The sequence below is a fragment of the Kitasatospora sp. NPDC058965 genome, from assembly GCF_042741245.1.
GTDB lineage: Bacteria > Actinomycetota > Actinomycetes > Streptomycetales > Streptomycetaceae > Kitasatospora.
This window is the reverse complement of sequence record NZ_JBHYKG010000248.1, coordinates 1-13,223: the sequence shown is the minus strand read 5'-3', so window position 1 is coordinate 13,223 and position 13,223 is coordinate 1. Positions and strand designations below refer to the sequence as shown.

The 13,223-nt window shown below is 76.5% G+C and carries 13 protein-coding genes; 4 read left to right on the top strand and 9 right to left on the bottom strand.

The window, feature by feature from the left end; translation table 11 throughout:
- Positions 1-37: 37 nt before the first annotated feature.
- On the bottom strand, positions 38-679 hold the full coding sequence (locus ACFW1A_RS30305) for a carbonic anhydrase (protein WP_380414333.1): 642 nt from the start codon (positions 677-679) through the stop codon (positions 38-40).
- 175 nt (positions 680-854) lie between these two features.
- On the opposite strand from ACFW1A_RS30305, the gene ACFW1A_RS30300 reads away from it, so the two are divergent.
- The 3 genes from ACFW1A_RS30300 to ACFW1A_RS30290 all read left to right on the top strand — a co-directional run bounded on the left by ACFW1A_RS30300 (position 855) and on the right by ACFW1A_RS30290 (position 4,860).
- Complete coding sequence (locus tag ACFW1A_RS30300; protein ID WP_380414339.1) at positions 855-2,174, top strand: NAD(P)/FAD-dependent oxidoreductase; 1,320 nt, start codon at positions 855-857, stop codon at positions 2,172-2,174.
- Between the two features lie 77 nt (positions 2,175-2,251).
- A complete protein-coding gene (locus ACFW1A_RS30295) occupies positions 2,252-3,556 on the top strand; it encodes a class I SAM-dependent methyltransferase (protein WP_380414337.1) in 1,305 nt (434 codons plus the stop codon).
- Positions 3,553-4,860 carry a class I SAM-dependent methyltransferase gene (locus ACFW1A_RS30290; protein ID WP_380414331.1) on the top strand — a complete coding sequence of 436 codons (1,308 nt, stop codon included), beginning with the start codon at positions 3,553-3,555 and terminating at the stop codon, positions 4,858-4,860. Before ACFW1A_RS30295 ends, ACFW1A_RS30290 begins: the two co-directional genes overlap by 4 nt.
- Here the strand turns inward: ACFW1A_RS30290 and ACFW1A_RS30285 are convergent.
- The gene (locus ACFW1A_RS30285) at positions 4,832-6,334 is read right to left on the bottom strand and encodes an SDR family oxidoreductase (RefSeq protein WP_380414327.1); all 1,503 of its coding nucleotides are present in this window, start codon (positions 6,332-6,334) and stop codon (positions 4,832-4,834) included. The genes ACFW1A_RS30290 and ACFW1A_RS30285 overlap by 29 nt on opposite strands.
- Before the next feature lie 147 nt (positions 6,335-6,481).
- The gene (locus ACFW1A_RS30280) at positions 6,482-8,065 is read right to left on the bottom strand and encodes a chloride channel protein (protein WP_380414335.1); all 1,584 of its coding nucleotides are present in this window, start codon (positions 8,063-8,065) and stop codon (positions 6,482-6,484) included.
- 336 nt (positions 8,066-8,401) lie between these two features.
- On the opposite strand from ACFW1A_RS30280, the gene ACFW1A_RS30275 reads away from it, so the two are divergent.
- Positions 8,402-8,836 (top strand): DUF488 domain-containing protein, encoded by a 435-nt coding sequence (locus ACFW1A_RS30275; RefSeq protein WP_380414324.1) that lies wholly within the window; start codon positions 8,402-8,404, stop codon positions 8,834-8,836.
- Positions 8,837-8,849: 13 nt separating this feature from the next.
- Here the strand turns inward: ACFW1A_RS30275 and ACFW1A_RS30270 are convergent, their stop codons facing one another.
- The 6 genes from ACFW1A_RS30270 to ACFW1A_RS30245 form a co-directional block, all read right to left on the bottom strand.
- The gene (locus tag ACFW1A_RS30270) at positions 8,850-9,353 is read right to left on the bottom strand and encodes a MarR family winged helix-turn-helix transcriptional regulator (protein ID WP_380414322.1); all 504 of its coding nucleotides are present in this window, start codon (positions 9,351-9,353) and stop codon (positions 8,850-8,852) included.
- A gap of 63 nt (positions 9,354-9,416) precedes the next feature.
- The gene (locus ACFW1A_RS30265) at positions 9,417-9,800 is read right to left on the bottom strand and encodes a hypothetical protein (protein ID WP_380414320.1); all 384 of its coding nucleotides are present in this window, start codon (positions 9,798-9,800) and stop codon (positions 9,417-9,419) included.
- Between the two features lie 103 nt (positions 9,801-9,903).
- Entirely contained in the window at positions 9,904-10,872 is a 969-nt protein-coding gene (locus ACFW1A_RS30260; protein WP_380414317.1) for an acetylxylan esterase, read from the bottom strand.
- The gene (locus ACFW1A_RS30255; RefSeq protein WP_380414313.1) at positions 10,863-11,843 is read right to left on the bottom strand and encodes a DUF4862 family protein; all 981 of its coding nucleotides are present in this window, start codon (positions 11,841-11,843) and stop codon (positions 10,863-10,865) included. The genes ACFW1A_RS30260 and ACFW1A_RS30255 overlap by 10 nt, the downstream gene beginning before the upstream one ends.
- Before the next feature lie 100 nt (positions 11,844-11,943).
- Positions 11,944-12,681, bottom strand: coding sequence for an N-acetylmannosamine-6-phosphate 2-epimerase (locus ACFW1A_RS30250; RefSeq protein WP_380414310.1), 738 nt, complete (start codon positions 12,679-12,681; stop codon positions 11,944-11,946).
- A complete protein-coding gene (locus ACFW1A_RS30245; RefSeq protein WP_380414308.1) occupies positions 12,678-13,148 on the bottom strand; it encodes an ROK family protein in 471 nt (156 codons plus the stop codon). Before ACFW1A_RS30245 ends, ACFW1A_RS30250 begins: the two co-directional genes overlap by 4 nt.
- Positions 13,149-13,223: the final 75 nt, after the last annotated feature.

Genomic DNA, 13,223 nt, shown 5'->3' with positions numbered 1-13,223 from the left:
CCGCCCGGACCGGGCGGCGCGTCGGCACGGGCGGCGGTCAGCCGACGGCGTCGACCGCCAGGTCGAGGCCGCGGGTGGTGACGATCTCGGTGGTGCCGTCCGCCAGCCGGTAGGACAGGCCGACCACGGCGGCCCGGCCGGCGGCGACCGCGTCGGCGACGATCCGCGAGCGGTCCAGCAGCAGGTCGACCGTGTGCCTTATGTGCTCGGCGATGAACTCGCCGTCCTCGGTGTGCCCGGCCGCACGGGTGGCCAGCACGCTGGGGGTGACCCGCTCGATCACGTCGCGCACGTAGCCCTCGGCGGTGGTGCCGTCCTGCACGGCGGCGCGGGTGGCGGCGACGGCGCCGCAGGAGTCGTGGCCCAGCACGATCACCAGCGGGGTGCCCAGCACGGCGATCCCGTACTCGATGCTGCCCAGCACCTCGGGACCCATCACGTGGCCGGCGGTGCGCACCACGAAGAGGTCGCCCAGGCCGCGGTCGAAGATGATCTCTGCCGCGAGGCGGGAGTCGGAGCAGCCGAACAGCACCGCGAACGGGCTCTGCCCGGGCGCCACCTCGGTGCGCCGCTCGGCGTCCTGGTTCGGGTGCGAGGGCTCGCCGGAGACGAACCGCCGGTTGCCGGCCAGCAGCACGTCGAAGGCTTCGCGGGGCGTCGAAGGCAGATTCTCGATCATGCCCGCAGCCTACGACAGCCGGGTGCGGCCCCGCGCAGTCGGGCCCGATCCCGGGACGGCGCCCCGTCCGGAGCAATCCGCGCCGTCCGGCGCTCCGAACGGGAAGTGAGCACCGGGACGGCGAGCCCGAACGGTCGGGCCGACCGGTGCGCAGGAGGCGGAGGGCACAGTGACCCTGTCCAGTACCGCGGTGGGCGCCGGCCCCGGCCGGGCGGGCGGCGCGCGCCGGACGGTGGCCGTGGTCGGGTCCGGCGTCGCCGGGCTGACGGCGGCGTACCGGCTGCAGCGCGCGGGGACGTCCGTCGTGCTGTTCGAGGCCGACGACCGGCTCGGCGGGCACGCGCACACCCAGCGCGCGGTGGGGGCCGACGGCCGGGCGGTGGCCCTGGACACCGGGTTCCTGGTGCACAACGAGCGGACCTACCCGCACCTGGTCGCGATGTTCCGCGAACTCGGCGTCGCCACCCGCGCCAGCGACATGAGCATGTCGGTGCGGTGCGACGGCTGCGGGCTGGAGTACGCGGGCGCCCGCGGGCCGGCCGGGCTGCTCGCGCGGCCGGAGGCGCTGCGGCACGGGCGCTACCTGCGGATGCTGGCCGAGGTGCCGCGCTTCCACCGCCGGGCCCGCCGGCTGCTGGCCGATCCCGGGGCCGGCGACCCGACGCTGCGCGAGTTCCTGGCCGCGGGCCGCTTCTCGCCCTACTTCGCCGCCCACTTCACCACCCCGGTGGTCGCCGCCGTCTGGTCCTGCGCCCCGGACCTGGCGGGCGACTACCCCGCGCGCTACCTGTTCGCCTTCCTGGCCAACCACGGCCTGCTCTCCGTCACCGGTTCGCCCACCTGGCGCACCGTGGTGGGCGGCTCGCAGACCTACGTGGCCCGGATCGCCGAGCGGTTGGCCGCGGTCCACCGCGGCGCACCGGTGCGGACGGTGCGCCGCCACGTCGACGGGGTGGCGGTCACCACGCGGGACGGTCGGACCACCGAGGTGGACGCCGTCGTGATCGCCACCCACGCCGACCAGGCGCTCGCCCTGCTGGCCGACCCCGGCCGGGCCGAGCGGGAGGTGCTCGGCGCCTTCCCGTACTCGCGCAACCCCACCGTGCTGCACCGCGACGCCTCCCGGCTGCCGCGCGCCGTCCGGGCCCGCGCCTCGTGGAACTACCGGATGAACGACTGTGCCGACACCGCCGCGGGCGTGCAGGTCAGCTACCACCTCAACCGCCTGCTCGGCCTCGACACCACCGAGGACTACCTGGTGACCCTCAACGAGGACGAGGCACGCCCCGTGCCGGCCGAGCACGTCGTCTCCCGCACCGTGTACGAGCACCCGGTCTACACCCGGGAGAGCGTCGCCGCGCAGGCCCGGCTGCCAGAACTGAGCACCGGGCGCACCGCGTTCGCCGGTGCCTACCACGGCTGGGGCTTCCACGAGGACGGCTGCCGGTCGGGCCTGGCCGCCGCGCAGGCACTGCTCGGGGTGAGCGCGCCGTGACCGGCACCGCCCCCACCGGCGTCACCGCCACCACCGCCGCCACCACCACGCACCGTCGAGCCGGAGGACCGCCGCAGATGAGCCTGTCGACCGATCACCCCGCCGCCGCTCCCCCGTCGGCCGCACCGGCCCTGACGGTGGATCCGGAGCGCTGGCCGGACCTGGCCGCACTGCCCCGCGTCCCGCTGCGCGCGGCCGTGGCCCGGCGCCTGCTGCTGCGCACCGCCCGCCGCCGGGGCCTGCGGGTCGAGCTGCCGGACGGACGCCTGCTGGCGGCCGCGCCGGCCGGCGCGCCGACCCTGCGCCTGCACCGCCCGCAGGAGTTCCTGCACCGGGTCGGCCGCAGCGGGCTGATCGGGTTCGGCGAGTCCTACCAGTGCGGCGACTGGGACTCGCCCGACCTGGTCGCGCTGCTCACCGAGCTGGCCACCGCCCCCGAGACGCTGGTGCCCACCGGTGCGCAGTGGCTGCGCCGCCTGTACGTGCAGCGTCCGCCGGCCACCGAGCTGAGCACCCCCGACAACGCCCGGGCCAACATCCACCGGCACTACGACCTGTCCAACGACCTGTTCGCGCTCTTCCTCGACCCGACCATGAGCTACTCCGCCGCCCTCTTCCCGACCGACGCGGCGGGCACGCCGGTGGCCTCCTGGGAGACCCTGGCGGCCGCGCAGCACCGCAAGATCGACCAGTTGCTGGACCTGGCCCGGGTCGGCCCCGGCAGTCGGGTGCTGGAGATCGGCACCGGCTGGGGCGAGCTGGCGATCCGCGCGGCGGCCCGCGGCGCCCGGGTGGTCAGCCTCACCCTGTCCGAGGAGCAACTGGCCCTGGCCCGCCACCGGATCGCCGCCGCGGGCTTGGCGGACCGGGTGGAGGTGCGGCTGTGCGACTACCGCGCCGCCCGGGGCAGCTACGACGCGGTCGTCAGCGTCGAGATGATCGAGGCGGTCGGCCGGCCGTTCTGGCCCGTCTACTTCGCCACCCTGGACCGGGTGCTGGCCCCCGGCGGGCGGGTGGCGCTGCAGGCCATCACCATGCCGCACGAGCGGATGCTGGCCAGCAGCGGCACCTACACCTGGATCCTCAAGTACATCTTCCCCGGCGGCCAGATCCCCTCCGTCGAGGCGGTCACCGAGACCGCCGCCCGGCACACCCGCCTGCGGGTGGCCGACAGCCCGGCCTTCGGCCCGCACTACGCGCAGACCCTGCGGCTGTGGCGCGAGCGCTTCACCGCCCGGGCCGCGGAGGTCGGCGCGCTCGGCTTCGACCAGGTCTTCCGGCGGATGTGGGAGCTGTACCTGGCCTACTCCGAGGCCGGGTTCCGCACCGGCTACCTGGACGTCCACCAGGTCCTGCTCACCCGACCGGAGGAGGCCCGATGACCGCCGCCGCCCAGCTGTCCACGATGCTCACCGGCCTGCTCGGCGACCCGGCGCCGGTGCGGCTGAAGGCCTGGGACGGCTCGGTGGCCGGACCGGCCGACGCGCCGACGGTGGTGCTGCGCCGTCGGCGGGCGCTGCGCCGGCTGCTCTGGCAGCCGGGCGAGCTGGGCCTGGCCGACGCCTACATCAGCGGTGACCTGGACGTCGAGGGCGACCTGGCCGGTGCGCTCTCGCAGGTGCGCACGGCACTGGCCGGGCGCCGCCCGGTCCGGCCCGCCGCGCGCGACTGGCCGGGGCTGCTGACCGGCGCGGTGCGGCTCGGCGCCCTCGGCCCGCGCCCCGAACCGCCGACCGGCCGGGCCCGGGTGCGCGGCGCGCTGCACAGCCGGGCCCGCGACCGCGCCGTGGTGAGCCACCACTACGACCTGTCGAACGAGTTCTACGCCCTGCTGCTCGGCCCGGCGATGGCGTACTCCTGCGCCTACTGGGCGGAGCCGGCGGCCGGCCTGCAGGCGGCCCAGCAGGCCAAGTTCGACCTGGTCTGCCGCAAGCTCGGGCTGGCCCGGGACAGTCGGCTGCTGGACGTCGGCTGCGGCTGGGGCGCGCTGGCGATCCACGCGGCCCGCCGGTTCGGCGCGCAGGTCACCGCCGTCACCCTGTCGCGGCGTCAGCACGCCTTCGCCACCGCCGCGGTGGAGCGCGCGGGTGTCGCGGGCCGGGTGACGGTCCGCCACCAGGACTACCGGGAGCTCGCCGACGGTCCGTACGACGCGATCAGCTGCATCGAGATGGGCGAGCACGTCGGCGACCACCAGTACCCCGCCTTCGCCCGCCGGCTGCACGGCCTGCTCCGGCCGCGGGGCCGGCTGCTGGTCCAGCAGATGTCGCGCGGCCCGGCGGCACCGGGCGGCGGCGCCTTCATCGAGACGTACATCGCCCCCGACATGTCGATGCGTCCGGTCGGCGCGACGGTCGAGCTGCTGGAGTCGGCGGGTCTGGAGCTGCGCCAGGTGGAGGCGCTGCGCGAGCACTACGCCCGCACCATCGACGCCTGGCACGCCAACCTGCGCGAGCACCGCGGGCAGTTCGCCGCTCTGGTCGGCGAGCCGACGGTGCGGCTGTGGCAGCTCTACCTGGCGGGCAGCGCGCTGGCCTTCGCCGAGCGGCGGATGGGCGTGGACCAGATCCTCGCCGTCCGCCCCGGCCCGGACGGGGGCACCGACGAGCCGCCCACGCCCGCCGGCTGGTACCTGGCCGCCGACGGCGGCGCGGCGGTCAGCCCGGACGCCGGGCCCGCTCGGTGATGTTGCGGGCCATCGCCGCGAAGACGACGGAGTGGAACGGCACCACCGACCACCAGTAGGCGTGGCCCGCCAGCCCGTGCGGGTGGAACAGCGCGCGCTGCTGGTAGCGCGCGCCGCCGTCCGTCCCGGGGGTCACCCGCAGTTCGAGCCAGGCCAGGCCGGGCAGGCGCATCTCGGCGCGCAGCCGCAGCAGGCGTCCCGGTTCGATCTCCTCCACCCGCCAGAAGTCGAGGGCGTCGCCGACCCGCAGCCGCTGCGGGTCGCGGCGGCCCCGGCGCAGGCCCACGCCGCCGGCCAGCCGGTCCAGCGTGCCGCGGGCGGCCCAGGCGAGCGGCAGCGAGTACCACCCGTTCTCGCCGCCGATGCCCTCGACCACCCGCCACAGGCTGGCCGGGTCGGCGGCCACCGTCCGTTCCCGCAGGTCCTGGTAGAGGCTGCCGCCGGCCCAGTCGGGGTCGGTGGGCAGCGGGTCGCTGGGCGCGCCGGGCAGCGAGGCCGAGGACCAGCGGGTGGCCACCCGGGCGTCGCGGATCCGGCGCAGCGCCAGCTGCACCGCCCGGTCGAAGCTGGTCGGTCCGCCCGGCGGGTCGGGGATCCAGCGGGCGATGTCGTGCTCGCGGCAGACCACCTCGTGGCGCAGCGACTCGACCAGCGGGCGGGCCAGCGGGCCGGGGACGGGGGTGACCAGGCCGACCCAGTGGCTGGACAGCGCCGGGGTGAGCACCGGGACCGGCAGGATCAGCCGCCGGGGCAGGCCGGCCGCCCTGGCGTAGCGCTGCATCATCGACCGGTAGGTCAGCACGTCGGGCCCGCCGATGTCGAAGGCCCGGTCGACCTCGGGGGGCAGCTCGGCGGCGCCGACCAGGTAGTGCAGCACGTCCCGCACGGCGATCGGCTGGGTCCGGGTGGTGACCCAGCGGGGGGTCACCATGGCGGGCAGCCGCTCGGTCAGGTAGCGCAGCATCTCGAACGAGGCCGAGCCGGAGCCGATCACGACGCCGGCCCGCAGTTCGGCGGTGGGCACCGAGCCGGCGCGCAGGATCCGGCCGACCTCGGCGCGCGAGCGCAGGTGCGGGGAGAGCCGGTCCTGCGGCACCCCCGCGGGCAGCAGGCCGCTGAGGTAGACGATCCGGCCGACCCCGGCCGCGGCGGCGGCCCGGGCGAAGGCCTGCGCGGCGCGGCGGTCGAGCTCCTCGAAGCCCGGGCCGGTGCCCAGGGAGTGGACCAGGTAGTAGGCGACGTCGATGCCGTCGAGGGCGCCGACCAGCGTCTCGGGCCGGGTGACGTCCGCGGCCACCGCGGTCACCTCGCCCCGCCAGGGCTGGTCCCGCAGCCGACCGGGGTCGCGGGCCAGGCAGCGGACCCGGTGGCCCCGGGCCAGGAGTTCGGTGACCAGCCGGCCGCCGATGTAGCCGGTGGCGCCGGTCACCAGGCAGTGCGGTCCGGTCGTCGTGTGCTCGGCGTGCTCGTCCACCGTCGGCTCCTTCCGAGCGGCCCGGCGTGCTCCGCCCGCTGCGGGCACCCGCTGGTGTTCGGAGCCGGACGGCCGTCGGGATGGGACCGGCCGGCGCGGACCCGGTGCCTCCTGCCGTCGGTCCGGCAGGAAGCCGGTTCGGCTGCGCTAGAGCCGCACGGGCTGCCGGCCCCCGGGAGCGGGCACGGGCGCGGGGCGGGGCAACAGGCGCTGGCGGTGGTGCTCCTCGGTGAGGTCGTGCAGCCGTGCGTGCAGCAGGTGGGTCAGCCGCAGCAGCCCGACCGGCCGGTCGCCGCCGTCGTGGGCCAGCACGGCGGCCTCGGTGACCCGGTGTTCGGCCAGCAGGTAGGCGGCCTGGCGCAGGGTGTCGTCGGTGCGGACGGACAGCCGCGGCGGCTCGTCCGGGCCGGCGGCCGGCCAGGGGTCCATGACCTCCTCGACGAAGAAGGTCTCCAGCGGGTCGGTGGAGTACTCCCGGGTCAGGTGCAGGCCGCGGCGGGCGATCTTCTCGGTGAGCACCGAGCGCTTGAGGACCAGCGCCGACAGGGCGTAGGCCGTGGTCGAGGAGATCAGCAGCGAGGGGCCGGCGCCCCAGGCGTGGGTGAGCTCCATGGTGAAGACCACGCCGGTGAGCGGCGAGCGCATCACGCCGCCGACCACGGCGGCCAGGCCCGTCATCGCCCAGAAGCCGGGGACCACCTGCGGCAGCACCAGCCCCTCGGCCGCGCCGAGCGCGCCGCCGATCATGAAGACCGGCGCCAGCACGCCGCCGGAGGTGCCGGAGCCCAGCGAGAGCGACCAGATGAGCGTCTTGACGACGAGGATGCCGATGATCAGCGAGGTGGTGGCCCGCCCGGTCAGCAACTGGTCGATGACGTCGTAGCCGACGCCCAGCGCACGGGGCTCGAACAGGCCGCCGACGCCGATCACCAGGCCGCCGATCGCGGGCCACCACATCCAGTGGAAGGGCAGCTTGGCGAACGCGTCCTCGGCCCGGTACACCAGCCAGGTCGCGGCCACCGCGAGCAGGCCGCCGACCGCGCCGGCGACCACGCACAGCGCCTGGGCGGCGGTGGAGACGTGCAGGCCGGCCGTGGGGACGGGGAACACGGCGGCCGTGCCGAGCAGGTACCCGCGTCCCACGGTGGCGACGGCGACGGCCGCGACCACCGGGACGAAGCTGCGCGGGCGCCACTCGAAGAGCAGCAGCTCCACGGCGAGCAGCACGGCGGCGAGCGGGGAGTTGAAGGTGGCCGCCATGCCCGCGGCGGCGCCGGAGACCAGCAGCGCCTTGCGCTCGTCGGCGCTCAGGCGCAGCAGTTGGGCCAGGATCGAGCCGATCGCCCCGCCGGTCATGATGATCGGGCCCTCGGCGCCGAACGGGCCGCCGGTGCCGATGCTGATCGCGGCGGAGACGGGCTTGAGCACGGCGACCCGGGGCGCCACCTTGCTGCCGCCGGTGAGGATCGCCTCGATGGCCTCCGGCATGCCGTGGCCGCGGATCTTCTCCGACCCGTACCGGGCCATCAGCCCGATCACCAGGCCGCCGGCGACCGGCGCGAACAGCACCAGCCACCACGGCTGGTGGGCGGCTCCGGGCGCCACCATGCCGGTGCTCCAGCGCTGGAAGAACACCAGGTTGCTGACCAGGCCGATCAGCTTGAGCAGCAGGAAGGCGGCCACCGAGCCGAGCCCGCCGACCACCAGGGCAAACCCGGTGACCAGCAGCATGCGCGGACCGACGGTGAAGTCGCCCAGGTGGTGGGCCCTGCGGCGGGCGGTCACGAGGTCACCGGGCCGTAGCGGGCGCGGCCGGCCGGGCGGGCCCGGAGGGTGACGCAGGGTGTCGGGTGGTGATCCGATCGTATGTCGTCCATGGATCGGATTATTGCATCATGCAATGGTCGCCCGGCGGGGGCGCCCGCATCGTGGGCGCCGGAGCCGCGCACGCGGGCGCCGACTCCGCACCACCCGCGCCCCGGTGATGCGCCGCACTCCACCCCTACTCCATTGGCGAAAGTATTGCATCATGCAATACTTCTGCTGCGCCGAGAACCAGGAGGGCCCATGGACACGGACCGGACCGTCGATCCCGGCTGTGCCGACGGGCGCCCGCCCCGGACCGGGCCGGCCCCGCGCCTGCGCCTGGAGTCGCTGCACGGCCTGCCGGTGCCCGGAGCAGGTCTGCGGGTCCTGCTGGAGCGCAGCCTGCCGGTCCGCCTGGCGGTCGGGACCGGGCGGCCCGGCCTGTGGCTCCCCGCCCTGGCACCGTCGGGCGCGCTGCGCCGCTGGTACGCCGAGCACCGGGAGGAGTTCGAGCCGTTCGCGGAACGCTACGGCGAGGAGCTCGACCGGCCCGACCGGGCCGCGCAGTGGGAGCGGCTGCGGGCGGCCGCCGCCGACCGGTCCCTGATCCTGCAGGTCGCCGGGCGGAACCCGGCGCGCAGTCACGCGGCGGTGCTGGCCCGCCGGTTGGACGCGGCGCCGAACGGCCCCCGGTAGCGGTGGGCCCGGGTCAGGAGCCGTCCGGGCCGGGGCCGAGGTCGGTCAGCGGGTCCACCGCCGGGATGTCCGCGGCGGCGGTCAGTGCGGTGAGCCCCTCGACCAGGGCCGAGCGGCGGTCCGGCGACAGCCGCGAGACGATCGCCTCCACCTCCCGGTGCCGGTGCTCCAGCACCTCGTCCACCAGCCCGCGCCCCTGGGCGGTCAGCTGCAGCACCACCTCGCGCCGGTTCCCGGGGTTCGCCTGACGGTCCACCAGGCCGGCGGCCTCCAGCCGGTCCACCGACCGCATCGCGGTGGACGGGTTGACGGCGAGCGCGCCCGCGAGCACCGCGAGCTTGGTGGCGCCCAGGTTCTTCAGCACCACCAGGGTGCGCAGCTGAGGCACGGTCAGGGATTCGTCGAGGTCGGCGAGCGCGCGGGCGGACAGGGCGACGAACAGCCGGGAGGCGGCCATCACCGCCGCGATCACCTCGTCGGTGTCGCGCGACAGACCCTCGCTCCCGTCCTCCAGCACGCAGACGTTTATACCGCACCCGCACGGGGGCAGCGGGCCGGCCGCGGGCGTGACCCCGTGCTGCTACCGGCGGCCCTCCCGGTGCACCCGCAGCGCCCACAGGACCAGCGGCACCTGGAGCGGGAGCCGGGCCAGCGCCAGCTGGCGCCACGGGGCGGGCCGGTGGCGCCAGTCGTAGGCCATCTTGACGTTCGCGGGGAAGACGGCGGCGAAGAGTCCGGCGGCCGCCAGCGCACCCTTGGCCCGGGTGGCGGGCGCGGCGACGGCCGCACCGGCCGCGAGCTCGGCCGCACCGCTGGCGTACGTCCAGAACCTGGGCGTACCGGGCAGCGAGGTCGGCACCATCGGGTCGAACAGCTTGGGCGCCACCAGGTGCACGACGCCGGCACCGATCAGCAGGCCGCTCAGCGCCTTGGCGGCCCCGCGCGGTGCCCCGGATCCGGTCATGGCAGTGTCCTCTCGTCGGGCTGCCCCGGCCGGAGCATGGTTACCAACCGGTAGCAATCTGCCCGAGCGCGCCGCGCCGGTCAAGGGCCCGGCCCGGCGCCGGTCACCCGAGCGTGGCGCGCAGCCAGGCCAGCTTCTCGGCCAGGTGCCGCTCGCCGCCGCCCTCGTGGCCGTTGAACCCGTACACCCGCAGCTCCTTGGGCCCCTGGTAGCGGTGGTAGGCCGTGAAGCAGGTCGACGGGGGGCAGACCGGGTCCATCATCGCGATCGAGAAGAGCGCCGGCGCCGTGGCCCGGCCGGCCAGCAGCGCGGCGTCGAAGTGCGCCAGGGTGGCGAACGCGGCCTCGGTGCGGTCGGGGTGCAGGCGCAGGTACTCGGCGATCTCGGTGTACGGCGGCTGCGCGGCGATCTCTGCGCCGCGCCGGACGTGGCACAGGAACGGCACGTCGGTCAGCACCCCGGCGAGCCCCGGGACCAGGCCCGCCACCGCCAGCGCGATGCCGCCGCCCTGGCTGATGCCGGTGACCGCGATCCGCTCGGGATCCACCACGGGCAGCTCCCGGGCCGCGGCGACCAGGCGGACGGCGTCGGTGTAGACGCGCCGGTAGTAGTGGCTGTCGGGTGCCTCGATGCCGCGGGTGAGGAACCCCGGCACCGCGCCCGAGACCTGCGCACCGGGATCGTCGGTGGCGCCCGCCGCGGCCGACCAGCCCTGGCCCCGGGTGTCCATCACCAGGTGCGCGTACCCGGCACAGGCGTAGGTCAGGTTCTCGTGCGGCAGCCCGCGGCCGCGCCCGTAGCCGAGGTACTCCACCACGGTGCCGAGCGGCTCCGCGGCCCCGGCCGGGAGGCGGAGCCAGGCGCGCACCGGCTGTCCGGCGAAGCCGGTGAAGGTGAGGTCGTGGGTGGTCACCGCGGTGAGCCCGTTGTCGACGGGCGTGCAGGTCGTGGTGCCCGCCCGGGCGTCGGCGTCGGCGAGGGTGCGCTGCCAGAACTCCGCGAAGCCCTCGGGCTCCGGCAGCTCGGGCCGGTAGTCCCGGCACTCGGACAGCGACAGGTCGGTCAGCGGCACGGCGACTCCACGGGTTCGCAGGGGTGGTGGGTGCGGGCCGCCAGGTCCACGACGGTGGCGAAGTTCGCCTGCGCGGCGCGGGCGCGCTCGACCGGGTCGGTCCGGTCGGGCCGCCAGCAGGTCTTGGCGGCGAGGAAGAGGAGCCCGCCGAGGTGGGCCAGGGTCTGCTCGGCCCGGGCGGTGGTCAGCAGCGAGCCGGGTTCGCCGTACGCGCCGTCGACCGGGTCGGCGAACGGCAGGTGGGTGTCGTCCCAGGCGCCGCCGTAGGCGTTGGCGCGGTCGCCGTTGCCGGAGAAGGTGTAGCCGCGCAGCAGTCCGCTCGCGGCGGCCCGGGCGGCGTGCTCGGCGACCCGGTCGGGGTCGCGCAGCTCGATCAGCGAGCGGCCCCAGTTGAGGCTCAGTCCGAGGCCGGAGCCGGCCAGCTCGGCCAGCACGGCGAGCTCCTGATCGAGGGTCAGGAACCCCTTGACCGGCGGCTGCCCGGGCACGGCGGCGTCGCAGTGCTCCAGCAGCACGGCGGCGCCGTCCCAGTCGAGTGCGGCGAGCTCGGCGAGCGAGGCGCGCAGCGCCTGCGGGCACCCGGCGAGCGGCCCGCCGTAGCCCGGGGCGGAGTGGAACTCCACGGCGAGCACGGCGCGGCGCCCGGCCCGGTCGTTGATCCGCCGCACCCCCTCGGCGATCCGGCGGGCCGCGGCCAGCGCGGCCGCGCGGCCGGCGGGCACCGGTGAGGCCAGGCCGAAGGTGTGGTCGGCGAGCCAGGCGGGGTAGGTGGCGGCGATCGCGGTGAGCGCGACGGCCCAGTCGGCGGGCAGCACGTCGAGCAGCTCGCCGATCCGGTCGGGGGTGCCGTCGTCGCGCCAGGCCAGCGCGACCCCGGTGGCGTCCGGGGTGGTGCCCAGCGTGCGGTAGTAGGCGAGTTCGGCCTCGCGCCCGGCGGGCGCGCAGGTGTACCCGGCGATGATCCGGTGCATCCGGGTGGTTCCTTCCAGGGTCCGGTGCGGTGATGCGGTGCGGGTGCCGGTGGGGCACGGCCCGGCGAAGGGCGGTCGTGCGCCACCGGCGGTGCGGGGGTCAGTCCGCGTCGGTGCGCCGGACGGCGTCGGCGAACCAGCGGGTCAGCGTGGTCGGGTGGGTGATGGCCGTGCCGACCACCACCGCGAAGGCGCCCGCCGCGATCGCCGCGGCCGCCTGGTCCGGCGTGTGGATCCGGCCCTCGGCGACCACCGGGACCGGCAGCCGGCGGGCCAGCCGCTCCACCAGCGCCAAGTCCGGGCCGGGCGTCTTCGGCGAGTCCTCGGTGTACCCGGACAGGGTGGTGCCCACCAGGTCCGCACCGAGTTCCGCGGCCCGCACCGCCTCGGCCTCGGTCGCCACGTCCGCCATCACCAGGCGCCCCGCCTCGTGCACGGCGTCGATCGACTCGGCGAGCGGGCGCCCGTCCGGGCGCGGGCGGGCGGTGGCGTCGAGCGCGACGATGTCGGCGCCGGTGCGGGCGACCTCGCGGGCGTGCATCGCGGTGGGGGTGATGACGACGCCCGCCTTGCCGTCCTTCCACAGGCCGATCAGCGGCGCCCGGGTGGCGGCGCGGATCGCCCACAGGTCGGCCAGCCCCTGGGCCCGGATCCCGGCGGCGCCGCCGTCCAGCGCGGCCAGCGCCATCCGGCGCATCGCGTCGGGGTCGCGCAGCGGCTCGCCCGGGTAGGCCTGGCAGGAGACGATCAGCTGTCCGCGCAGCGGCGCCAGCACCGGGTGCCCGGAGGCCGGGCCGGCCGTGCGGCCGGCTGGTCCGGCGTCGGGTACGCCGCTCATCCGGCCACCGCCCAGCCCAGCCGCCCCGCACCGACCAGCGCGGCGGCGGTGCCGAGCCGACCCGGCGTCAGCCGGACCTCGGCCAGCGGCGCCAGCAGCTCCGCCGCGAATGCGGCCCGCAGCGGACCCCACCACGGCTCCCCGCAGCCCGTGACGCCGCCGCCGACCAGGACCAGGTCCGGGTCGAGCAGGTTGGCCAGCCCGCCGAGGGCCTGGCCCAGGGCCGCCGCCCCGGTCGCCAGCACGCCGGCGGCCACCGGGTCACCGGCCCGGGCCAGCGCGGCCACGGCGCGCAGGTCGGGCACGCCCGGGTCGCCCGCGGCCCGCCGGTGGGCGGCGAGCATCGCCGGCCCACTGGCGACCGCCTCCACGTGGCCGGTGCCGCCGCAGCTGCACGCCAGCCCGGCGGCGGCCGGCACCGCGAGGTGGCCCAGGTGCCCGGCGACGTGCCGGGCCCCGTGGTGCACCCGTCAGTCGAGCAGCAGCGAGCCGCCCACCCAGGTGCCCACCGCTACCAGCAGCACGCTCGCCGCCCCCGCCGC

Excerpts from the sequence above, each read along its gene's own strand:
- ACFW1A_RS30280 (WP_380414335.1), bottom strand. The coding sequence starts at position 8,065 with ATGCTGCTGGTCACCGGGTTTGCCCTGGTGGTCGGCGGGCTCGGCTCG.
- ACFW1A_RS30255 (WP_380414313.1), bottom strand. The coding sequence starts at position 11,843 with ATGCACCGGATCATCGCCGGGTACACCTGCGCGCCCGCCGGGCGCGAG.
- ACFW1A_RS30305 (WP_380414333.1), bottom strand. The coding sequence starts at position 679 with ATGATCGAGAATCTGCCTTCGACGCCCCGCGAAGCCTTCGACGTGCTG.
- ACFW1A_RS30265 (WP_380414320.1), bottom strand. The coding sequence starts at position 9,800 with ATGACCGGATCCGGGGCACCGCGCGGGGCCGCCAAGGCGCTGAGCGGC.
- ACFW1A_RS30275 (WP_380414324.1), top strand. The coding sequence starts at position 8,402 with ATGGACACGGACCGGACCGTCGATCCCGGCTGTGCCGACGGGCGCCCG.
- ACFW1A_RS30295 (WP_380414337.1), top strand. The coding sequence starts at position 2,252 with ATGAGCCTGTCGACCGATCACCCCGCCGCCGCTCCCCCGTCGGCCGCA.
- ACFW1A_RS30250 (WP_380414310.1), bottom strand. The coding sequence starts at position 12,681 with ATGAGCGGCGTACCCGACGCCGGACCAGCCGGCCGCACGGCCGGCCCG.
- ACFW1A_RS30290 (WP_380414331.1), top strand. The coding sequence starts at position 3,553 with ATGACCGCCGCCGCCCAGCTGTCCACGATGCTCACCGGCCTGCTCGGC.